Origin of the sequence: Vibrio sp. Y51_MX_L26, from assembly GCF_024181935.1 — a bacterium.
Classification (GTDB): domain Bacteria; phylum Pseudomonadota; class Gammaproteobacteria; order Enterobacterales; family Vibrionaceae; genus Vibrio; species Vibrio diabolicus.
This window is the reverse complement of sequence record NZ_JAMZAS010000003.1, coordinates 470,417-491,627: the sequence shown is the minus strand read 5'-3', so window position 1 is coordinate 491,627 and position 21,211 is coordinate 470,417. Positions and strand designations below refer to the sequence as shown.

18 protein-coding genes are annotated in these 21,211 nt (G+C 45.7%); 3 read left to right on the top strand and 15 right to left on the bottom strand.

Translation table 11 applies throughout. The features are described from left to right. Window positions 1–27: 27 nt before the first annotated feature. From NL645_RS10905 to fabB, 9 genes are all read right to left on the bottom strand, one after another. Window positions 28–519: a CvpA family protein gene (locus tag NL645_RS10905; protein ID WP_005380590.1), complete on the bottom strand. Its 492-nt coding sequence runs from the start codon at window positions 517–519 to the stop codon at window positions 28–30. 61 nt (window positions 520–580) lie between these two features. Continuing rightward, on the bottom strand, window positions 581–1,174 hold the full coding sequence (locus NL645_RS10900; protein ID WP_253651697.1) for an SPOR domain-containing protein: 594 nt from the start codon (window positions 1,172–1,174) through the stop codon (window positions 581–583). A gap of 14 nt (window positions 1,175–1,188) precedes the next feature. Next, window positions 1,189–2,451, bottom strand: coding sequence for a bifunctional tetrahydrofolate synthase/dihydrofolate synthase (folC, locus tag NL645_RS10895; protein ID WP_253651696.1), 1,263 nt, complete (start codon window positions 2,449–2,451; stop codon window positions 1,189–1,191). Between the two features lie 46 nt (window positions 2,452–2,497). Continuing rightward, on the bottom strand, window positions 2,498–3,424 hold the full coding sequence (gene accD, locus NL645_RS10890) for an acetyl-CoA carboxylase, carboxyltransferase subunit beta (RefSeq protein WP_005397203.1): 927 nt from the start codon (window positions 3,422–3,424) through the stop codon (window positions 2,498–2,500). A 197-nt stretch (window positions 3,425–3,621) separates the two neighbouring features. Continuing rightward, window positions 3,622–4,416 carry a tRNA pseudouridine(38-40) synthase TruA gene (gene truA / locus NL645_RS10885; protein WP_253651695.1) on the bottom strand — a complete coding sequence of 265 codons (795 nt, stop codon included), beginning with the start codon at window positions 4,414–4,416 and terminating at the stop codon, window positions 3,622–3,624. Window positions 4,417–4,554: 138 nt separating this feature from the next. Beyond that, window positions 4,555–8,937 carry a FimV/HubP family polar landmark protein gene (locus NL645_RS10880; RefSeq protein WP_253651694.1) on the bottom strand — a complete coding sequence of 1,461 codons (4,383 nt, stop codon included), beginning with the start codon at window positions 8,935–8,937 and terminating at the stop codon, window positions 4,555–4,557. A gap of 197 nt (window positions 8,938–9,134) precedes the next feature. Then, on the bottom strand, window positions 9,135–10,148 hold the full coding sequence (locus NL645_RS10875; RefSeq protein ID WP_005397941.1) for an aspartate-semialdehyde dehydrogenase: 1,014 nt from the start codon (window positions 10,146–10,148) through the stop codon (window positions 9,135–9,137). Then, window positions 10,145–11,278, bottom strand: a complete 1,134-nt coding sequence (locus tag NL645_RS10870; protein ID WP_237312371.1) for a 4-phosphoerythronate dehydrogenase — start codon at window positions 11,276–11,278, stop codon at window positions 10,145–10,147. Before NL645_RS10870 ends, NL645_RS10875 begins: the two co-directional genes overlap by 4 nt. Window positions 11,279–11,619: 341 nt before the next feature. Further along, window positions 11,620–12,831, bottom strand: a complete 1,212-nt coding sequence (gene fabB, locus NL645_RS10865) for a beta-ketoacyl-ACP synthase I (RefSeq protein ID WP_006741726.1) — start codon at window positions 12,829–12,831, stop codon at window positions 11,620–11,622. A 128-nt stretch (window positions 12,832–12,959) separates the two neighbouring features. Between fabB and mnmC the strand changes: the two genes are divergently transcribed. Beyond that, window positions 12,960–14,978, top strand: coding sequence for a bifunctional tRNA (5-methylaminomethyl-2-thiouridine)(34)-methyltransferase MnmD/FAD-dependent 5-carboxymethylaminomethyl-2-thiouridine(34) oxidoreductase MnmC (gene mnmC / locus NL645_RS10860; RefSeq protein ID WP_253651693.1), 2,019 nt, complete (start codon window positions 12,960–12,962; stop codon window positions 14,976–14,978). A gap of 76 nt (window positions 14,979–15,054) precedes the next feature. Here mnmC and NL645_RS10855 read toward each other — a convergent pair whose 3' ends face one another. The 3 genes from NL645_RS10855 to NL645_RS10845 form a co-directional block, all read right to left on the bottom strand. Then, complete coding sequence (locus tag NL645_RS10855) at window positions 15,055–15,579, bottom strand: NADPH-dependent FMN reductase (protein WP_046875554.1); 525 nt, start codon at window positions 15,577–15,579, stop codon at window positions 15,055–15,057. 145 nt (window positions 15,580–15,724) lie between these two features. Further along, window positions 15,725–15,988, bottom strand: a complete 264-nt coding sequence (locus NL645_RS10850) for a YfcL family protein (protein ID WP_005380548.1) — start codon at window positions 15,986–15,988, stop codon at window positions 15,725–15,727. A gap of 25 nt (window positions 15,989–16,013) precedes the next feature. After that, window positions 16,014–16,544, bottom strand: coding sequence for an elongation factor P hydroxylase (locus NL645_RS10845; protein WP_012841543.1), 531 nt, complete (start codon window positions 16,542–16,544; stop codon window positions 16,014–16,016). 333 nt (window positions 16,545–16,877) lie between these two features. On the opposite strand from NL645_RS10845, the gene NL645_RS10840 reads away from it, so the two are divergent. After that, complete coding sequence (locus tag NL645_RS10840; RefSeq protein ID WP_012841541.1) at window positions 16,878–17,501, top strand: trimeric intracellular cation channel family protein; 624 nt, start codon at window positions 16,878–16,880, stop codon at window positions 17,499–17,501. A gap of 222 nt (window positions 17,502–17,723) precedes the next feature. Here the strand turns inward: NL645_RS10840 and aroC are convergent, their stop codons facing one another. Together aroC and prmB are read right to left on the bottom strand one after the other, a co-directional pair. Further along, window positions 17,724–18,809: a chorismate synthase gene (gene aroC, locus NL645_RS10835; RefSeq protein WP_253651692.1), complete on the bottom strand. Its 1,086-nt coding sequence runs from the start codon at window positions 18,807–18,809 to the stop codon at window positions 17,724–17,726. A gap of 178 nt (window positions 18,810–18,987) precedes the next feature. Further along, window positions 18,988–19,920 (bottom strand): 50S ribosomal protein L3 N(5)-glutamine methyltransferase, encoded by a 933-nt coding sequence (prmB, locus tag NL645_RS10830; protein WP_253651691.1) that lies wholly within the window; start codon window positions 19,918–19,920, stop codon window positions 18,988–18,990. Window positions 19,921–19,983: 63 nt separating this feature from the next. On the opposite strand from prmB, the gene smrB reads away from it, so the two are divergent. Next, a complete protein-coding gene (smrB, locus tag NL645_RS10825) occupies window positions 19,984–20,514 on the top strand; it encodes an endonuclease SmrB (RefSeq protein ID WP_012841540.1) in 531 nt (176 codons plus the stop codon). Window positions 20,515–20,611: 97 nt separating this feature from the next. On the opposite strand, the gene sixA is transcribed toward smrB, so the two are convergent. Next, window positions 20,612–21,076 (bottom strand): phosphohistidine phosphatase SixA, encoded by a 465-nt coding sequence (gene sixA / locus NL645_RS10820; RefSeq protein ID WP_005397904.1) that lies wholly within the window; start codon window positions 21,074–21,076, stop codon window positions 20,612–20,614. Window positions 21,077–21,211: the final 135 nt, after the last annotated feature.

Below are 21,211 nucleotides of genomic sequence, written 5' to 3'. Positions count from 1 at the left end.
CTCGATTTGCGACAGTAGCTGGCACTACTAGATAGTGCCAGACAGAAAACTTGATGTTGCTTGTAAATGCTCGAAGAATGGGGCGATGATACGGCTGAACTCAGGGATCAACTGTGAATCTTTCCACCAATCCGAGCTTGGGAATGCAGTAAACGCATCCATAAAAAACAGCACCGCAGAAACAATTAAGACTCCGCGTAGACCACCAAATACAATCCCAAGAATTCGGTCCGTACCTGATAGCCCTGTTTTTTGTACCAGTTGACCAATGACGTAATTCACCACTGCACCAACTACCAAGGTCGCGACAAATAAAGCCGCAATCGCCGCTCCGTTACGAAACATGTCATCTTCGATGTTGGTGAAGTACACCGCCAATTTGGCGTAGTAGTTGCTGGAGATAAAAAACGCTCCAAACCAAATCACCAAAGACAAAGCTTCTTTAGCAAAACCGCGAACTAAACTGATCAGAGCTGAAAATCCGATCACACCTAAAATGATAAAATCTATCCAATTCATGTTTTCTTCATCTTAAGTTGGCGCGCATTTTAACAGAAAAAATGCTGACGCAAACGTTTTCTTATGGATTTAATGGCTTAAATTTAAGCAATTGACCTTTTGAGCCTGTAATTTTTTGTAATTCCTTGACTTGCCGTTCAAGTTTACTTTTTGACACATCAGGACCAACAATCACTCTCGTAAACTCTTTTTCTTTCTTTGTATGAGCTTGATAGCCACGCTTTTGCAAATCAGCGACAAGCGCGACCGCATTTTCGTGATTCTTAAGCGCCATCAACTGAATGATCCAAGCAGAATCTTCATATTGATTTTTTTCTTGCACAGGACGAGTGGCCACCTCAACTTGCTCTGGCTGTTTGATGACCTCTGGTTTAGGCGTCGGCGTTGGGTCAGGCTCAGAAGCAGCCACTTGGGCGCCCTCTTGCTCCTGCACCACCGCTTCAACTGGAGAGTCCGGTAACGCTATGTCGTCTTCCACTGGCTCTAATATTTCGAAGTTTTCCACATCACTATCAAGTTCAGGTTTGATAGGAATACTGGCAAATTCTTCTTTGTAGTGCAGTTTCTTACCATCTAGCACATCGGGAAGAACAATCACTCCGACTGCGACTAGAATGATGGTGCCGACTAAACGACTTTGGAATTTACTTGCCATCAAAATACCTTTGCTTATTTATTCTTTGATTGCCAATGTTCCAATACCTCTCCGACAGTATGGAATGAACCAACCACCAGAATAACGTCTCCTGTCTTTGCGTGGCTTCTCGAACTCTCGAAGGCGTCAACAGGGTTTTCAAAATGAACTTGCCCATCGGGTAAGTATTGGCACAACTCTCCAGCAGTCGCCGCTCTCGGTCCGGTTAGCGACGCTGGATACCATTGTGTTGCAATTGGAGTTAGCGCTTCAATGGTTGCTTTAATGTCTTTGTCATGCAGCATCGCGACTACAATATGGATATTCTTACCCAAATATTGGTGCTTCACTTTCTCTACCAAATACTCAGCAGAGTGCGGGTTGTGCGCGACATCAAGGATTATCTCCGGCTCATGATGCAATATCTGCATACGCCCTGCCAGGCGAGCATTATTCAAGCCATTGACAATGTTTATGTCAGTGATTTGCAATTCCGATGCTCCCAACGCCATCAATGCTGTTGCCGCGTTTTGTAGCGGTAACGATGGGACAGGTAAATCCTCTAACGCAAATGCGCCACTGCTCCACTTCCAACCATTATTAGTTAGTTGGTAATCATACTGAATACCAACTTGGAAGAACTCAGAGCCAATATCGTCAGCATAAGCTGCCACGGTCGCCGGTGGCGTTGGTTGACCACAAATTGCTGGCTTCCCTGGACGGTAAATGCCTGCCTTTTCAAAACCAATGACATTGATGTCATCACCAAGCCAATCCACATGATCGATCGCTAAGCTCGTAATAACAGAAACATCATGGTCAACAACGTTGGTGGCGTCTAGACGGCCGCCAAGTCCTACTTCAAGCAACACAACGTCAACTTTCTCTACTTGGAAAATACGTAGCGCAGCAAGCGTACCGAATTCAAAGAGGCTAAGGCTGATATCACCACGCTGCTTTTCTACATAGTCGAATGCTTCACAGTGCTTTGCATCTACAACGTCGACGCCATTAATGCGTACACGCTCGTTGTAACGAATCAGGTGCGGAGAGCTGTAAACACCGACTGAATAGCCAGCATCGAGTAAAATGGCTTCCATTAACGCACACGTTGAGCCTTTGCCATTGGTTCCGGCAACGGTGATTACGGTTGGAGCTGGTTTGGTAAGATTGGCTTTGTTTGCTACCGCTTGGACACGGTCTAAGCCTAGATCAATTGCTGAGGAATGAATATTTGCTAAATAATCAAGCCACATCTCTAATGAAGATGTGGCTTGAGGAATTGGTTTTTGGGTCATCTAACTTTAACCATTAAATTCTTTGGTTTTTATGTTAGTTGATACTTTACCCTTTTTCGTCCGCTTCTGGTACAGAATATGGTTCTTCATTTGGAGATTCGTTAACCGAAACCACCAAAGGAGACTTGTGGTTAGTCATCTTAGCGATTAGACCACCCACACGCTGACGCATTTCACGACGGTCAACGATCATATCAATCGCACCGTGATCAAGCAGGAACTCACTACGCTGGAAACCTTCAGGAAGATCTTCACGCACTGTTTGCTCGATAACACGACGACCAGCAAAGCCAATCAGCGCCTTAGGTTCACCGATGTTGATATCACCCAACATAGCCAAACTTGCTGATACACCACCCATTGTAGGGTCAGTTAGAACCGAAATAAACGGCAGACCTTTTTCTGATAGACGCTCAAGCGCAGCACTGGTTTTTGCCATTTGCATAAGAGACATCAATGCCTCTTGCATACGAGCGCCACCACTTGCTGAGAAACAAACAAGTGCACAATTGTTTTCAATTGCTGCATCCACCGCTTTTACGAAGCGAGCACCAACAACTGAACCCATTGAGCCGCCCATAAAGGAGAATTCAAACGCACACGCCACAAGGGGTAGACCAAGCAGTTCACCTTGCATCACAACTAGCGCATCTTTCTCTCCGCTGTTTTTTTGTGCTGCAGAGATACGCTCTTTGTATCGCTTAGAATCTTTAAATTTCAGTTTATCCTGTGGCTCAAGTTCGGTACCTAATTCAACTCGATTGCCTTCATCTAAAAACGTTTCCAAACGACGACGCGCTTTCATGCGCATGTGATGGTTACACTTTGGACAAACTTCTAGGTTACGCTCTAGTTCAGCATGGTATAAAACCTGTTCACAAGAGGTACATTTAGTCCACACACCTTCTGGGATAGAAGCTTTGCGTGAACTTACTAGGTTGCTTTTCTCTAAAATCTTTTCAAGCCAACTCATGGAAGACCTTTTCTCTCAACTCTTCCGCTTCATTGCGAAAGATATAAATTCGACATAATACCGACGGATTAAACCATATCTTGCAGCTACTGTAGATAAAAAACTGGTTGTACCTATTTTTGATATCATAAATAGCGTATGTTTTCCGCTCACATTCAATGTAAACACTACCGATATTTTGAAATAAGTTTGTAAAATTAGTTCAAATTATCTGGCAAAAACAGTGGACCGATCGGCACTTCAGGTAACCCAAATTCTTCTGGATAGTCTACATCTACCAGGTACAGACCTTCCGCTTTCGCTGTCGCACCCGCTAGTTTGCGATCTTTAGCCTCTAGCAACCATTTGATCCATTCAGGACTCTCTTCACCACGTCCAACCTTTATCAAGCTACCCGTGATGTTACGAACCATATGATGCACGAACGCATTGGCTTTAATATCAATAACCACATAGTTCCCATGGCGCGTAACGTTCAGATGCATCAAGTTTCGAAATGGGCTACGAGACTGACAATGCGCCGCACGAAACGACGTAAAATCATTTTCACCAAGCAGATACTGCCCTGCCTCATGCATTTTTTTCTCGTCGAGCTCACCATGATAGTGGCTCACACCAGAGTTTAAGATGCCAGGTCGTAAAGCATGATTGAAAATAATGTAACGATAACGGCGCGCTGTCGCTGAGAATCGTGCATGGAAATCTTCTGGGACTTCCTTAGCCCAACGAACCGCTATATCGCTCGGCATGTTCGCGTTTGCGCCCATGGTCCAAGCTACCATTTTTCGAGTAACGTTGGTATCAAAGTGCACAACTTGTCCCGTGCCATGCACGCCTGCGTCTGTCCGACCAGCACACTGAACTTCAACTGGGTGATTAGCGACGACGGACAATGCTTTCTCTAGCTCTTCTTGGACACTTTTCACTTCTCTTTGGCGCTGCCAACCAAAGTAGTTTGTACCGTTGTACTCGATACCTAATGCGATTCTCATCTTAACCTTCGAACTCTAAAATGGGGCGGGAAGTATATACTCAAGTCACCTCAAGTTGCCAGTTTCAACAAGGATGACGTAGAGGTAGCATCATACTAGCGAGACACAAAAAGGGTAGCCAACGCTACCCTTTTCGATTTATCGGCCATTAATGGCATCAATCAAGCTCTTTGCTTCGCGGCGAATATCATCTTCACCGTAAACAATCGCCTCTTCTAGTAATTTTATCGCCCCTTGAGAATCGTTCATCTCGAGATAGATTTTAGCAAGGTCCAGTTTTCCAGCAGCTTCAGCGTTGCTATCTACGTCAACATCGCCGATCTCACCGATAACATCTGGAAACTCGTTCAATCCGACATCAAGCTTCAGATCTTCCTCTTCGAACTCACCACCTTCTTTATCGACCTGAGCCATCAATTCATCAATCGTCATAAATTGATTTTTCTTCGGGTCGAAGTCATCCAAGTTGCTTTGCTCTGCCCAGTTTTCTTGCGCGATCTCTGGCTGACTTAGTGCGTCACTCGAATTCCAAACATCACGCTGGTCCTCAGGCACATCTTCCGTAGAACTTACGCTATCGGCAGCTGGTTTAAAGCCATCCCAATCATCTCCAACATCAAGCATGGTTTCAAAATCCATACCTGCGCTTGCGATGGTGTCACTGTCTAACTGACCTTCAAATACCTCTGAACTTGCGTCTTCAGCAAGAAGGTTAGCCATTGAAGATTCATCATCTAAGTCACTTAGCGGCTCACCCTCTGTCGCCGTTGGCTGCACTTCTGGTTCAGTATCAAAACCGTTTTGCTGCGCAAAAACTTCAAACAAAGCATCATGATCGTTATCGGCTTGAAGAGTTGGTCTCGATGTCTCAGCTTCAACATTAGGAGTCTCTGGCGCACTCTCATTCATTGATGCGAGAACATCTTCCTCATTGAACTCAGGAAGGTCTTGGTCGTCAAAGCTTAGCTCTTCATCCTCACCGGAGATTGGTTCTATATCTGCGGTTTCAGAACTCGGTAATTCTGGCTCTTCTTCCATAGATGCCAAGGCGTCTTCTTCACTGAACTCTGGTAGATCGAGTTCATCAAAATCGAACTCTTCTTCTGCTTCAGTAGCCGACTCAGCTTCAGAGCGCTCAGGCTCGATAGACTCTGATTCATCTAACGCAGATTCGTCTGCCATGGACGCCAATGCATCCTCTTCACCAAACTCTGGCAGTTCGAGTTCATCAAAATCGAACTCTTCTTCTGCTTCAGTCGCCGACTCAGCTTCAGAGCGCTCAGGCTCGATAGACTCTGGGTCATCAAACGTAGGTTCGCCTGCCATGGACGCCAATGCGTCCTCTTCACTAAACTCTGGCAGTTCGAGTTCATCGAAATCGAACTCTTCTTCTGCTTCAGTCGCCGACTCAGCTTCAGAGCGCTCAGGCTCTACAGATTCTGGTTCACCAAACGCAGGTTCGTCCGCCATGGACGCCAGTGCGTCTTCTTCACTGAACTCTGGTAGATCGAGTTCATCGAAATCGAACTCTTCTTCTGCTTCAGTAGCCGACTCAGCTTCAGAGCTCTCAGGCTCGATAGACTCTGGGTCATCAAACGCAGGTTCACCCGCCATAGACGCCAATGCGTCCTCTTCGCTGAACTCTGGTAGATCGAGTTCATCAAAATTGAGTTCATCTTCTTCTGCTTCAGTAGCCGACTCAGTTTCAGAGCGCTCAGGCTCGACAGGCTCTGGTTCATCAAACGCAGGTTCGTCGGCCATGGATGCCAGTGCATCTTCTTCACTGAACTCTGGTAGTTCGAGTTCATCAAAATTGAACTCTTCTTCTGCATTGGTGGCCGAATCAGTTTCTGATGCTAGTTCTGAACTTTCTGGCTCACTTTTGTTACCCGAGTTTTGTTCTTGTTCTGGTTGAGTTTCACTTTCTAGTTCAGGCTCATCCAGTAGCCAATCTTCTTCTTGTGGAACACCAAATTCATTTTCTACTGTATTTGGTGTCGGAGTGAACGCTGGAGCGTCTTCTACTGTCTCAACTTGAGGCGGCACTTTAGCATCAGGCTCTACTGATGCATCTTGAGTTGACTTAGAATTGGCATCCTCTTCTTGTTGTGGCGAAGATTCCTCTATCTCAGCTTGCGGCTCTTCAACTTGTTGTTGCGCTAAATCATCTTCAGTATCAAATAGCGCATCCAGTTCAGCAGAAAAGTCCGCGTTTTCTTGCTCTGTAGGCTGAAGCTCTTCACTGTCTGACTCAAACAAGTCGTCTAGCTCGCTCATTAAAGGATCGTTCTCTGGTGAGAGATCCTCTAAATCACCAAGAAACTCATCGCTGCTAAATGGCTCTGAATCAGTTTCTGGCTCGGTTAATGGTTGCTCTGGCGCTGTTTGTTGTGGGTCTGGTTGACTGTCACTTAATAAAGCGTCGATGTCCAAACCAGACTCAATTTCCGGCTCTTCATGAGCGGGCTCTGACTCGGCTATTGAAGATGGTTTTTCGTCGCCGTCTGGTTCGCCAAAACCAAGAGAAGCGAGTAACTCTTCCTCTTCCGATTTAGTCTGTGCAGGGCTTTCGTCCTCTCGAATCAGATCATCAAACGGGTCTAACTCAGTCTCAGTTCCTGTCTCTTCATCAAGTTCTGGTGTGACGTCATCAATGAGTTCATCCAGTAAATCTGTGCTATCTGCATCTAACTCTTCAATCGAGTCATCACCTTCAAAACCAGAGAGTGCTTCTAGCTCATTCAGTGGATCAAACTCGTCGTCTATTTCATCTTCGTCAAAATCGATCAGTTCATCGAGTAAGTCCGTACTGTTTTCATCTAGAACGGCGTCTTCGCTGGCGTCACCTTCAACTTCTGTCGACTCAGTAACAGGCTGCTCGTATTGAGCTAATAGCTTATCGATATCGTCATCAGATGCCTCTCCTGCGCTGAAATCATCATCCGATACGGGCTGTTTTAGTTCAGGTTCATCGGTATCTAGGTCGAAGTCGTCATTGCCAAGTTCCGCAAACAAGTCATCAAGCATATCCTGATCGACAGTGTCACTTGGTAACTCTTCTGACGGCTCATCTGCTGCAAGTAGTTCCGCAAATGCGTCATCTGAGAGCGAATCTGCTTTCTCGTTCGTATCATCTGAAAGATCGAAGCCAGCCTCATCGTCATCGAGCACTTCTAGTTCTGGAGCAACCTCATCTAAGGCTCGCTCCATCTCTTCTAAACCAAGCGCTTTTTCTTCGCCGTTAACTTGGATACCATTGTTCGATGACTCAAACTCATCCAGACCAACATCTAGGTCGCCGTCATCACCGATACCCGCAAATGGGTCATCGTCCCCTTCTAGATTGAAATCCAGTTCTTCATCGTCAAGGTTGGCAAAGACGTCTTCTTCTAAATCTGGCTTCTCTTCTTGTGTAGCCTGAGTATTAATATCTTCATCTGCGAACAACTCATCATCAAGTGTGAGTTCTTCATCCAGCTCGTCCGTCGCCGCTAAACCAATTGGCGCAGCTAATGGATCGGTTTCCTGCGGCGATTGCTCAGCAGGCTCTTCCTCTTTGTTTTTAGAACGGCGACCAAGCAACATCACAACCAACAGTGCCAGCAATGCACCTGGAATAAGCGCCGCTAAGCCGACAAGCCAACCATTAGACAAAATCTTGTCAATCGTACTTGGCTGCATGCGTTGTTGCTCAGCAAGGCGCTGGCGCTCTTCAGCAAGCAGTTTCTCGACTTCCGAGCGAATGCGTTCTTCGTCATTCAGCTCATTTTTCAAGGTTTCAACTTCGCTTTGCACTTCTGACAACATTAAGCGAAGACGATGGTTCTTCTCTTCCAATGACTCTAATTCACTTTGTGAGCCTTGAAGTTTGTCTTTTAACGCACTGACCTGCTTTTCACCCTGCGGAGAGGTGTTCACAGGTGGCGCAGGAATAACTGGTATTGTTTTTTGAACCGGTTTTGGTTCCACAGCTACAGTGGTTTCTGGTTTAGGAGCAACAGGCTTGGGTTCTACTTTTATTTGTGGCTTTGGTTGCTCGGCGACGCGTTGCGCTGGCGTGGCTCTATTTGTCGGCTTCGGCTGTTTTAACTTAGCCTCGTGCGCCTTCATGATCGCAACAGCTTGTTCTGTAGTCGCGCTTTGCACTTGCTCTAGAGACGGTACTCGTAGTCGACTCCCTGGGATCAACTCATGAATGTTTTGGTTCTCAAACGCTTGAGGGTTAATTCGATAAATGGCAAGAAGCGTTTGTTGAACGGTAACACCGCGTGAAGGTCGTAATTCTGAAGCGATCGACCATAGTGTTTGATTTTCACCAGTCGGACCAAAGAAACGTGACGGCTGAGTATTTGCAGGAGGAGCAGGTAATGCTCGCTCAATATCTTCAGCATAGCTCGGAGATGATTGCACTTCACCAGACGGTCCAACAAGACGAATTCCTTCGGCTTGAACCACTGATGATGTCTGAGTCGCGCTCATCAACACAAGGGCTGCTAACAAACGCTTATAATTTTGACGCATAGAAGGCTCAGTTTTGTGCTAAATACAATTTGAAATGGTGATCGGTTAAATATATCGGATATCACATGCAAAACTATAGCGTTGAGAATAAAAAATGTGTGGCTCTCGCCATATTCGTACTAATCTCACACTATTTTGTTCCGTTCGTACAAAAAAGCCTCGCACAATGCGAGGCTTTGAAATGAACAGTAAGTGACTTAGTAGTAATCGCGGATCAGGACTTCAGCGATTTGTACCGCGTTAGTTGCTGCGCCTTTACGCACGTTATCCGCCACAACCCACAAGTTTACACCACTGTGGTGGCTGATATCGTTGCGGATACGACCAACCATAACATGATCTTTACCACCCGCATCACGCACTTGTGTCGGGAAGTCATCACCGTGGAAGACTTCGATACCGTCAGTTTGCTCAAGCAAGTTAACGACTTCTTGTGCATCGATTGGAGAGCGAGTCTCAATGTGAAGCGCTTCAGCATGACCATAAAATACCGGCACACGCACACACGTTGGGTTTACTGTGATTGATGGATCGTTAAAGATCTTCTGTGTTTCCCACACCATTTTCATTTCTTCTTTGGTGTAGCCATTTTCCATCATCTGATCGATTTGTGGAATACAGTTAAACGCAATCTGTTGAGAGAATTGCTTCTTATCCGCGGGCAGACCGTTTAGAAGCTTCGCCGTTTGACCTGCTAGTTCGTCAATGCCCGCTTTACCCGCACCAGATACGGATTGGTATGTAGATACGTTAATACGCTCAATACCCACTGCATCGTGAATTGGTTTTAGTGCCACCAGCATTTGAATGGTCGAACAGTTTGGGTTCGCGATGATGTTACGGTTACGAAACTCTGCAATCGCTTCTGGGTTTACTTCTGGCACAACAAGAGGAATGTCGTACTCGTAACGGAAGTGTGAAGTGTTGTCGATAACGATAACACCTTCATCTGCCGCTATTGGCGCCCATTTTTCAGATAGTTCACCACCAGCAGAGAACAACGCAATATGAGCTTGAGACCAATCAAACTCTTCAACGTTCTGTACACGAACCGTTTTGCCATTAAAGCGATAAGTCTTGCCTTCGCTACGCTCACTTGCCAATAAGTGAATGTCACCCACTGGGAATTTACGTTCTTGAAGCACTTCTAAAATTGTTTCACCGACCGCACCGGTCGCACCTAAAATGGCAACATTATATTGCTGGCTCATTGACTTACCTCAATCTGAAAACCTAGTTCTGCTAATGGAGCAAGGTTACATGTTTTGTTACCCACTAGCGTGACAGCGCTGTATTCACGGCGATCCCAGTAGTTTTTACGCATCAGGTCAAAAGCACCTGGCTTACTGATCTCACGACGGAAAAGAGCGTCATCTCTACGCACATCATAGATTAACTGCGTGATGTTATGCAGTGTTGCTTCATCCCAAGCTCTGTCCAATACCATAGTAGGAACAGGCGCGGTTGGCAGTAAATCGCTGGCATGCGCACGTAATTCGTTATTTAAGAACTCACAGTAGCTGTTGAAAATCATCGTCGTACCGCGAGCTTTCCCTTCCAAGCCGTAGCCTGCAACGTGAGGGGTTGCGAATGCTAGCAGAGGCAGAAGCTCCATATCAACCTCTGGTTCAAATTCAAATACGTCAAGCGCTGCGGTAAAACCGTCGTTTTTCAAAAGACGTTGCTTCAATGCCTCGTTATCAACGATTGGACCTCGCGCGGCGTTAATCAAAATCTGATCACCACGAAGCGAGTTTAAAACCGTTTCATCAATTAAATGATAAGTTGGATATGGGCCATCTTTGGTGATTGGCGTATGTAGTGTAATGATGTCTGAGCTTTCAATCAGTTCTGTCAACGGAGTAAAGCTACGAGGATCACCAGCCTCTTGTTTGAATGGGTCATTGATGAGAACTTTAATCCCCATGCCTTTCAAACATTTCTCTAGGTAGCTACCTACTTGGCCTGCACCAATAATACCTACCGTCTTGTCAAATACCGAGAAGCCTTGTTGCTGAGCGAGCACCATCATTACGCTGAACGCATACTCCGCCACACCCACTTTGTTACAACCCGGCGCAGCGGTAAAGAATATACCTTTCTCTTTTAAAAGTGCTTGGTCGACATGATCCATACCTGCTGTTGCGGTGCCAACAAACTTTAGCTTGTTTGCTTTGCTGATCAGATCGGCATTCACTTTAGTTACCGAGCGAATCATTAGGGCATCGATATCCACTAAATCATCAGCTGTCAGTGTACGACCTGGTTTTAGAATCACTTCACCGAGTTGGCTGAATAGCTCTTCAGCGTACGGCATATTTTCATCAACAATAATTTTCATAGCGCCAGCGTTTTAACATCCATTTGTATGAGTTCGTTTATTCGCAAGATGCGAAACTAAAACGATTGTGCCCTTTTCCCGAAAAATCTCAAGAAATAACCCTAATAAACCTCAAGGAGATTGGTTCCAAAGAAATCGTTTAACGGGAAGCAACGTAAAAAGCAGAAATTGAGAAAAGAAAAAGCCCGGCTAAATAGCCGGGCAAAGTTCCAGAACAAAAGGATCCTATCCCGCTCTCCATGGGATAGAGTCTGCGTCTGTTCGATCAGCGTGACTGATCAAGCTCTGGAAACTGGATTGTTGACGCTGTTCTCACTCACGTGGCGCGCCAACAAATTCAGTTAACCTTGGTACTTTTTAATAACCAAAGTTGCGTTTGTGCCGCCAAAGCCAAAGCTGTTTGACATTACGGTCGTTAACTCTGCATCACGTGCTTCTGTCACGATGTCCAGACCTTGAGCTGCTTCGTCCAAGTTTTCAATATTGATGCTTGGAGCAATGAAGTTTTTGTCTAGCATAAGTGTTGAGTAAATCGCTTCGTGCACACCAGCGGCGCCTAGTGCGTGACCAGTCATTGCTTTTGTTGCAGAGATTGCTGGGCTGTTCTCACCAAACAATTGTTGGATCGCACCAAGCTCTTTCACGTCACCAACTGGTGTCGACGTGCCGTGCGTGTTGATGTAATCCACACCGTCAACGTCTTGCATCGCCATCTTCATACAACGGATCGCGCCTTCACCTGATGGTGCTACCATGTCGTAGCCATCTGATGTCGCACCGTAACCTACGATCTCACCGTAGATTTTCGCGCCACGTGCTAGAGCGTGCTCAAGTTCTTCGATAACCAGCATGCCGCCACCACCAGAGATAACGAAACCATCACGGTCCGCATCATACGTACGAGATGCTTTGTCTGGAGTGTCGTTGTATTTCGTTGACAGCGCACCCATGGCGTCAAACATCATGGTTTGAGACCAATCAAGCTCTTCACCGCCACCCGCAAAAACAATGTCTTGTTTACCAAGTTGAATAAGCTCCATAGCATGGCCGATACAGTGTGCAGAGGTAGCACATGCAGAGCTCATTGAGTAGTTCACACCACGAATCTTAAATGGCGTAGCAAGACAAGCGGAAACCGTAGAAGACATAGTACGAGGAACCATGTAAGGGCCAACTCGTTTTACGCCTTTTGCGCGCATCGTATCTGTCGCTACCGTTTGGTTATATGCAGAAGCACCGCCAGAACCCGCAACGATACCGGTACGATCGTTTGAAACCTGATCCTCTGTAAGACCAGCGTCTGCGATTGCCTGCTCCATTGATAGGTATGCATAAGCAGCCGCATCACCCATAAAGCGCATCTGCTTACGGTCGATGTGTTCCGCCGGGTTGATTTTTAGGTCACCCCATACTTGCGAACGAAGACCGTGTTCTTTGAACTGCTCAGATGCAGTGATGCCAGATTTGCCCGCTTTAAGAGACGCTAGAACTTCTTCGACGTTGTTACCGATACTTGAAACAATACCCATACCGGTGATTACGACTCGTTTCATTATGACATTCCTATAATTCAAAAATCCGCTAGATGATAACTAAGATAGTCAACAAAAGTGGTCAGCTTTCCCATAAATTCGTACAATCGCCCCATTCTTACCGCGCCAAATCACAAATTTGCACCATTATGACTTCAATAAAAAACGCAGAACTTGGTTGGAACGAAGCTGGTACTCCGGTTTCAGACCAATTTGATGATGTTTACTTCTCTAACGTAAACGGTCTTGAAGAGACACGCTACGTTTTCTTAAAACAAAATCATCTCCCAGAAAGATGGCAGGAATTTGACCAAAGACGTTTTGTCATTGGTGAAACAGGATTTGGCACGGGATTAAACTTCTTAGCAGTATGCCAGTGGTTTAGTGAGTTTCGTCGTCAGCATCCAGACGCAGCATTGAAAGAGCTGCATTTTATTAGCTTTGAAAAATATCCGCTAAGCCAAGCGGATTTAAAGAAGGCGCATGAAGCTTGGCCTGAGCTAGCTGAGTACGCGGAAAAGTTACAAAAGCACTACCCTGCCGCCGTGCCGGAATGTCATCGCATTATTTTAGAAGACGGCGCAATCACACTCGACCTTTGGTTTGGTGACATCAAAGACTGCATGCCGCAAGTGCCTTATGGCGAACAAGGACTGATTGACGCTTGGTTCTTAGATGGATTCGCGCCAAGCAAAAACCCAGAGATGTGGAACCAAAATCTGTTCAACAACATGGCTAAGTTAGCCAAGCAAGACTGTACAGTTGCCACTTTTACCGCAGCGGGCTTTGTGCGTCGAGGATTGAACGAAGCAGGCTTTGCAATGAAAAAAGTCAAAGGCTTTGGCACCAAGCGTGAAATGATCGCAGGTTCGATGGAACAACGCAAAAAGCAGTCGAACCATCTTCCGTGGTTCAATCGCACGGCGTCCAGCAATCTTGATTCGATTGCCATAATCGGAGGCGGTATTGCCAGCGCGGCGTTAGCGAAAACGTTGGTTCGTCGTGGCCAAAACGTCACGCTTTACTGCAAAGACACTCAACCAGCCGAAGGAGCGTCGGGGAATCGTCAAGGGGCCGTGTATCCCTTGTTGAACGGTCCTCATACTGGTGTTTCGCGTGTGTTTGCGCCTGCATTTTTGTTTGCAAGACAATTTATTGAACAAGCTGCGAAGTCGGTTACATTCGATCACGATTGGTGTGGTGTAACTCAGCTAATGTGGGATGAAAAATCTGCTGATAAGCTGGAAAAGATGCTTGCGGGTAATTTTCCTTCTGAATTGATTCAAAAACTGTCCGCCGAGGAAACTGCGAATACTATCGGATTACCTATCGATATGTCGTCTGTGCACTATCCTATGGGAGGGTGGTTGTGCCCTGCCGAGCTAACGCGTGGGTTAATCAAACAATTAGAACAGACATCGTTACTCTCAACGAAGTTTGAACATCACGTTGAAGCATTAAATTGGGATGAAGAGCATCAGCTTTGGACACTAACGGTCAATGGTCAAACATTTGAGCACTCAACCGTTGTGGTTGCGAATGGCCATGAGTTCCAAACATTGAGCCAAACCGCTTCCCTGCCGATGGGACAGGTGAAAGGGCAAGTCAGTCATGCTCCGGCAACCGAAACGCTGAGTCAATTGAAAACGGTATTGTGTTACGACGGCTACATGACGCCTGTTAACCCAAACAATCAGCACCTGTGCATAGGCGCAAGCTACGATCGCTGTCACCTAGACTACGAATTTGATGAAAACGCTCAGAAGGATAACGCAGAAAAATTAGTTAAGTGCGTACCGAACCAAGAATGGCCAAAAGAGGTAGATATCAGTGGCAATCGATCTCGCCAAGGTGTTCGCTGCGTGAGCCGAGATCACTTACCATTTGTCGGAAATGTGGGTGACTTTGAGACGATAAAAACGCAATACGCCAACTTACAAAATCAAAAAGCAGAAGAGGTAGAAACCGTTCATCAGTACACTAACCTATTCTGCTTCTTAGGTTTAGGATCTCGTGGGCTGAGCTCTGCACCATTGTTAGCTGAAGTGTTGGCCTCGCAAATCTGTGGGGACCCGCTGCCATTACCTGTTGATGTATTGACCGAACTTCATCCAAGTCGAATGTGGGTTCGTAAACTAAGAAAAGGCAAAGCCATTACTGAGCTGTAAGAGTATCCTCTCGTTTACATTCCCGACGCAAATATGTGTCGGGAATCACTAACTCATTAAGTCACTCGTGTTGAAATTACTTCAGCCGTGCAATTGCCTGTTTCACTTGTTCTGCCACTTCCGGATTTACCGCCTCACCAGACTCCACGTCAAAGTTCTCGTAGAAGCTCGGCACAGATAGCGATGCTTTCACATCTGCTCCGAAAAATTGCGCGGAACCTGTTGCCGCAGCAAGAACGCTCTGTGCGCCACCCGGACCAGGAGAAGTTGCTAGGTAAACGACTGGCTTGTTTTGGAATACGTTGCGCTCAATGCGCGTCGCCCAATCAAATAGGTTTTTATACGCTGCTGGGTATGAACCGTTATGCTCTGCGAAGGAAACAACAATAGCGTCAGCCTCAGCCAAATCACGTAAAAATGCGACTGCACCTTCAGCTTGACCAATTTCTTTCTCTTTGTCTTCGCTAAACATCGGTACTTGATAATTGTTTAAGTCTAAAACGTTCACTTGAGCGTCTTCGACTTGGTTTGCTGCGTATGTAGCAAGTAATTTGTTGATTGAGGTAGAGCTGGTAGAAGCACCAAATGCGACAATTTTCATGGTTGTAATCCTTTGTTCACGTTTTATGCTAACCAGAATAAAAGTTGAACAGTTTCGCTACAACCACAAAAATTTTATGGAGAGGTTCGAATTTTTCGAAGTAGTAAATGACTTAGACTAATAAATGGAGAACGACGTTCGGAGATTAAGCCTGAGCCTGCAGTTCTTGCCACAAGTCACTGACGATCACGCGATCTGCTGGGCTTAATTCGGTACGAGCGTCTTCCAAACTGCTCTCAATGCGTGACTTCAGCTCAGTAATATCGCTAATGCCTTCTTCTTCACAAGATGCCGCAGACAAAGAGATGTGACCACGTAGATAACCACCAGCAAACAATTCATCGTCAGATGCTGTTTCAATTCGAGCATCAATCAGTTCCAGTAGTTTTTCTTCAAATTCAATAATCATGGTGTATCTCTGAGGTTATTTGAGGTTATTTAACGCAAAAGTCTGACGCTTCCAGCGGCTTGGTTTGGTAAAACGCACGCAGAGCATCCGAAAGCATTTTCACTCGCAAAGGCAAGCCAGCTTCCAAAATACCCAACACTTCTTTATGCACTTTCTGCATAAAGCCGAGCCTATCTGGTTCAAAATCGCCGTGTAGATTGTCACAACTCACCGTAAAAGGGAAGCCAGCACTTTGTGCCAGAATCCATTCATAAGCTTGCGGACGCACTTCAACTTTCTCAAACTCCGCTTGAACTTCTGCCGTGCGCCCATCAGGTTCATACCAATAGCCAAAATCTTCCAGCAAACGACGCTCTGGCCCTGCCACACACCAATGCGAGATTTCGTGTAATGCGGAGGCATAAAAACCCCGAGCAAAAATAATCCGATGATGAGGATGTTCATCATCAGCAGGAAGATAAATAGGCTCATCACCACCTAACTCCAATTTCGTATTAAATTGGTCTAAAAAGGTGTCATTAAAAATAGTGATAAGGTCTTGGTATTCGTGGGTCATCGTCGAGTTTGTACTTCAGTTTGACATGCGCTGGGTATTGTCGCTGTTTTTATCTATAAGGTAAAGGTGCTCCCACAGTTTTGGTTATTAGTTGAATTTATCTGAACATCGCTTTCTCCATATAATTTCTCATTCGTCAGCGTACTCATTTGCTACTACACTCTCGCCTTATTTTGATGCTGCTCAAACTGCTGTTTTTTAAGCGGTTTGATTACAGGCATGTTGCTGGTTTTAATCACTTTTTAAGAATGATAAAACCTTTTGTAAGTGTTGTTGCTGCGCCTACGGTGATTCACGTAGAACGTAGTGACTTTTTACGTTGAGTGTCTCCCTATGTTGCTAAGTGTGTTGTATATCATTGGTATCACGGCTGAAGCCATGACAGGTGCGTTGAGTGCTGGTAGAAGAAAAATGGACTGGTTTGGTGTTATGTTGGTGGCCAGTGCAACGGCCATTGGTGGTGGCACCGTACGTGACATTTTACTGGGGCACTACCCTCTTGGTTGGGTAAAAAACCCAGAGTTCCTAGCAATCACGTGTATTGCGGGTGTACTTACCACAGGCTTAGCGAAATGGGTGATTAAGCTAAAAGGTCTATTCATCCGCCTTGATGCGTTAGGTCTAATCGTGTTCAGCATCATCGGAACTAAGATTGCGATGGGCATGGGCTTACACCCTGGAATCTGTATGGTTTCAGCGCTAGTAACGGGTGTATTCGGTGGGCTACTCCGCGACTTAATCTGTCGCCAAACACCGTTGGTACTGCATGAAGAACTTTACGCTTCTGTCGCTCTTATCGCATCAGGAATGTACTTAGCGCTATTAGAATTTAATGTTCCCGATGTAACAGCCACTATCATTACACTGATCACCGGTTATATGCTGCGTATGGCCGCGGTACGTTTTAAGTGGCGTCTCCCTTCTTTCAATTTGGAAACGGAAGGCTCACTCCATTAAGCAAAAACTACTTAAACAAAAAGGTTGCCTGATAAAATTGTGCCACCCGCGATTAAGTGAGTGGCATAATTTTATATTCAGTCATCCAGAACAGCGACGAAGGAGCATGATTCAGGATCTATTATCCGAGCACTCTGTTGTCAGAGATGTTTCTTTCTCTTTTCATCGCGCTGAAATTAGATTCCTAGTCTCGCTATAGCTCGCTGGAATGACACAAAGCTCTTAAATCTTCGGTGTTTCAGTTGTTACGCCATGGTTCTGACCACGATGACGCAGCAAATGATCCATCACCACAATCGCGAGCATCGCTTCAGCAATTGGTACGGCACGAATACCCACACAAGGATCATGACGACCTTTGGTGATCAATTGAGTTGGCTCACCTTCTTTTGTGATGGTCTCACCCGGAACTGTGATGCTTGATGTTGGCTTAAGCGCAATGTTAGCCACAATGTCTTGACCAGTTGAGATACCGCCAAGAATACCGCCCGCGTGATTGCTGCCAAAACCTTCAGGAGTAAGCGTATCACGGTGTTGACTGCCTTTTTGGTTTACCACATCAAAGCCATCACCGATTTCCACGCCTTTCACCGCATTAATGCTCATTAGCGCGTGCGCAATGTCGGCATCAAGACGATCAAATACAGGCTCACCAAGACCAACAGGCACGTTAGTTGCCACAACCTGAATTTTCGCGCCAATTGAGTCGCCTTCTTTTTTCAGGTCACGGATAAGTTGGTCAAACGCTTCTACTTTGTCCACATCTGGGCAAAAGAACGCATTGTTTTCGATTTCGTTCCAATCTACCTTGTCGATAGAGACATCACCCATTTGTGATAAATACGCGCGAATCTCAACACCAAACTCATCTTTCAAGTATTTCTTCGCGATTGCACCCGCCGCCACACGCATTGCGGTTTCACGAGCAGACGAACGGCCACCACCCCGATAGTCACGGATGCCATACTTTTGGTGGTAAGTATAATCAGCATGACCCGGACGGAATTTATCTTTGATGTCCGAGTAATCTTTTGAGCGCTGATCGGTGTTTTCAATTAGCAAACCGATCGATGTGCCAGTGGTTTTGCCTTCAAAAACACCAGAAAGAATTTTAACTTCATCCGGTTCACGACGTTGTGTGGTGTAACGTGATGTGCCTGGACGACGGCGGTCGAGATCGATTTGCAGATCTGCTTCTGTAATTTCTAACCCCGGAGGACATCCGTCTACGATACATCCCAGTGCGATACCGTGACTTTCCCCGAATGTCGTCACTCGGAAATGTTGTCCGATACTGTTTCCTGCCATTACTTCCTCAAGTTTTATCGCTACGCCCTCTCAAACCAGAGCGCAACTGCTTTCCAATTCTTCGTGGATTCATAGTGGCTTTATTACGTTTTGATGTAAAGAGTTAATATCGGCGAGTTATGCATAAAAAAACACCGAGCATAAAGCTCGGTGTTTTGACGTTTAGTGCAAGACCCTATTAGTCTTTGTACAGTTTGAACTCTTCGGCACACTCAACCAGCTGGTCACGCGTTAGCATGAATACGCCGTGACCACCGTTCTCAAACTCAATCCAAGTGAACGGAATCTGTGGGTACTGTTCCATCATATGAATCATTGAGTTGCCAACTTCACAGATAAGAATGCCGTTATCTGTTAGGTAGTCTGGTGCGTTTGCAAGAATACGACGCACAAGTTTTAGGCCATCCGTACCGGCTGCTAAACCAAGCTCAGGTTCGTGTGTGAACTCGTCTGGCAGGCTGTTCATGTCTTCTTCATCCACATATGGGGGGTTAGACACGATCAGGTTGTACTTCTCTTTTGGTAGATCGCGGAACAAGTCAGAGCGAATTGGGAACACTTGTTGCTCCATGCCATGATCTTGTACGTTTTGCTCAGCCACTTGTAGAGCATCTGTAGAGATGTCGATCGCATCCACTTCAGCTTCAGGGAAAGCGTGCGCACAAGCAATCGCGATACAACCAGAACCCGTACATAGGTCCATGATGCGCGTAGGCTCTTCCACCAACCAAGGTTGGAATTCTGCTTGAATCAACTCACCAATTGGAGAACGTGGCACAAGTACGCGCTCATCAACGAAGAATTCAAGACCGCAGAACCACGCTTTGTTGGTTAGATATGCAGTTGGTGTACGTTCATTGATACGTTTTACTACGCGCTCAACAATACGCAGACGCTCGCTGGTCGTTAGGCGAGAGTTTAATACGTGCGGAGGCACATCAATCGGCAAGTATAAGGTTGGCAGGATAAGCTGAACCGCTTCATCCCACGCATTATCAGTACCATGACCGTAAAACAGGTTCGCTGCGTTAAAGCGGCTTACCGTCCAACGAATCATATCTTGAAGGGTATGCAGCTCCGATACCGCTTCTTCTACAAAAATCTTATCCAAAATTGCCTCCGAAAAGCGCTACAATACTGCCAATAAAAGTTTATTAATGAAATTGTTTACCTAATGAGCAAAAAAGACACCGAACACGATGACGATTTCGCCTTGTTTCAGGAAGCAGTACAGGGCGTAAAAAAGTTGCGACAGGATACCATAATCCAGCAACCAAAAAAAAATACTAAGCAAAAAGAAATCAAGCGCTCCAACCGGGAAGCGAGTGATTCTGAGTTTTACTTCTCCGACGAGTTTGTCCCTCTCTTAAATGAAGAAGGCCCAACTCGTTATGCACGTGACGACGTCTCCACTTATGAAGTTAAACGTCTACGTCGCGGCGTGTATGTACCGGACGTATTCCTCGATATGCACGGCATGACACAACAAGAAGCTAAACGCGAACTTGGTGCGATGATCGCCTACTGCGTCAAAAACGAGATTCACTGTGCGTGTGTGCAACATGGCATTGGTAAACACATCCTGAAACAGAAAGCGCCACTTTGGTTAGCACAACACCCAGACGTAATGGCTTTCCACCAAGCGCCACTAGAATTCGGCGGTGATGGCGCGTTGTTAGTTTTGCTCTCGATTCCAGAAAAGTAACTAGCTCACTGTAGAAGCAATTAAACAAAAAGGCAGGAAATTTCCTGCCTTTCTTCATTCTATATCTAATGTTTAAATGCTTATTTGGTTTCGACGCTTATGGCGTAATATGCCACAGCACTTCACCGTTTTGCGTTTGTAGATCGTATTCAATACACACTAGACCTGATGTAGGAAACATCGGTGGTGCCATGTCTTTTACAAACTCTGAAGTGAGATAGCCAACCAAAGGCAAGTGAGAGACAAGCAGAAGCGAGTCTAGTTTTTCCACTTCAATCAATGCACTTGCAAAATCAAATACATGCTCAGATTGGCCGTAAGGTGTAATATCTTCACAAGTTTCGATGCTTTTTGCAGCAAAATACTCGCTGATCTCTTGCCAAGTTTGTTGAGCTCTAATGTACGGACTCACCAACACTTTATCGAATTGCGCAAAACCTTGTTCTTTACAGGCTCTCGCAACCGCTTCTGATTCGACTCTGCCTCTTGGGGTCAATTGTCGTGCTGCGTCTGAATCTGCAAAATGCTCGGCTTCGCCGTGACGCATGATGAATATTTTCATGTTATTTCCTAGGGATAGCTAACGCTACCAAAAGGTTGACTGCTATCTTTATTAGATAGACGGGGCTAACTTTAATAATGACGAAACAAAAATACTGATATAATTATCTGTTCATTATACCAATTCGCTTGCTAA

Coding starts and splice junctions, on each gene's coding strand:
- fabB (WP_006741726.1), bottom strand. CDS start 12,831: ATGAAACGAGTCGTAATCACCGGTATGGGTATTGTTTCAAGTATCGGT.
- sixA (WP_005397904.1), bottom strand. CDS start 21,076: ATGAAAATATTCATCATGCGTCACGGCGAAGCCGAGCATTTTGCAGAT.
- NL645_RS10845 (WP_012841543.1), bottom strand. CDS start 16,544: ATGACCCACGAATACCAAGACCTTATCACTATTTTTAATGACACCTTT.
- NL645_RS10850 (WP_005380548.1), bottom strand. CDS start 15,988: ATGATTATTGAATTTGAAGAAAAACTACTGGAACTGATTGATGCTCGA.
- smrB (WP_012841540.1), top strand. CDS start 19,984: ATGAGCAAAAAAGACACCGAACACGATGACGATTTCGCCTTGTTTCAG.
- folC (WP_253651696.1), bottom strand. CDS start 2,451: ATGACCCAAAAACCAATTCCTCAAGCCACATCTTCATTAGAGATGTGG.
- NL645_RS10900 (WP_253651697.1), bottom strand. CDS start 1,174: ATGGCAAGTAAATTCCAAAGTCGTTTAGTCGGCACCATCATTCTAGTC.
- NL645_RS10840 (WP_012841541.1), top strand. CDS start 16,878: ATGTTGCTAAGTGTGTTGTATATCATTGGTATCACGGCTGAAGCCATG.
- truA (WP_253651695.1), bottom strand. CDS start 4,416: ATGAGAATCGCATTAGGTATCGAGTACAACGGTACAAACTACTTTGGT.
- mnmC (WP_253651693.1), top strand. CDS start 12,960: ATGACTTCAATAAAAAACGCAGAACTTGGTTGGAACGAAGCTGGTACT.
- NL645_RS10880 (WP_253651694.1), bottom strand. CDS start 8,937: ATGCGTCAAAATTATAAGCGTTTGTTAGCAGCCCTTGTGTTGATGAGC.
- NL645_RS10905 (WP_005380590.1), bottom strand. CDS start 519: ATGAATTGGATAGATTTTATCATTTTAGGTGTGATCGGATTTTCAGCT.
- accD (WP_005397203.1), bottom strand. CDS start 3,424: ATGAGTTGGCTTGAAAAGATTTTAGAGAAAAGCAACCTAGTAAGTTCA.
- aroC (WP_253651692.1), bottom strand. CDS start 18,809: ATGGCAGGAAACAGTATCGGACAACATTTCCGAGTGACGACATTCGGG.
- NL645_RS10875 (WP_005397941.1), bottom strand. CDS start 10,148: ATGAGCCAGCAATATAATGTTGCCATTTTAGGTGCGACCGGTGCGGTC.
- NL645_RS10870 (WP_237312371.1), bottom strand. CDS start 11,278: ATGAAAATTATTGTTGATGAAAATATGCCGTACGCTGAAGAGCTATTC.
- NL645_RS10855 (WP_046875554.1), bottom strand. CDS start 15,579: ATGAAAATTGTCGCATTTGGTGCTTCTACCAGCTCTACCTCAATCAAC.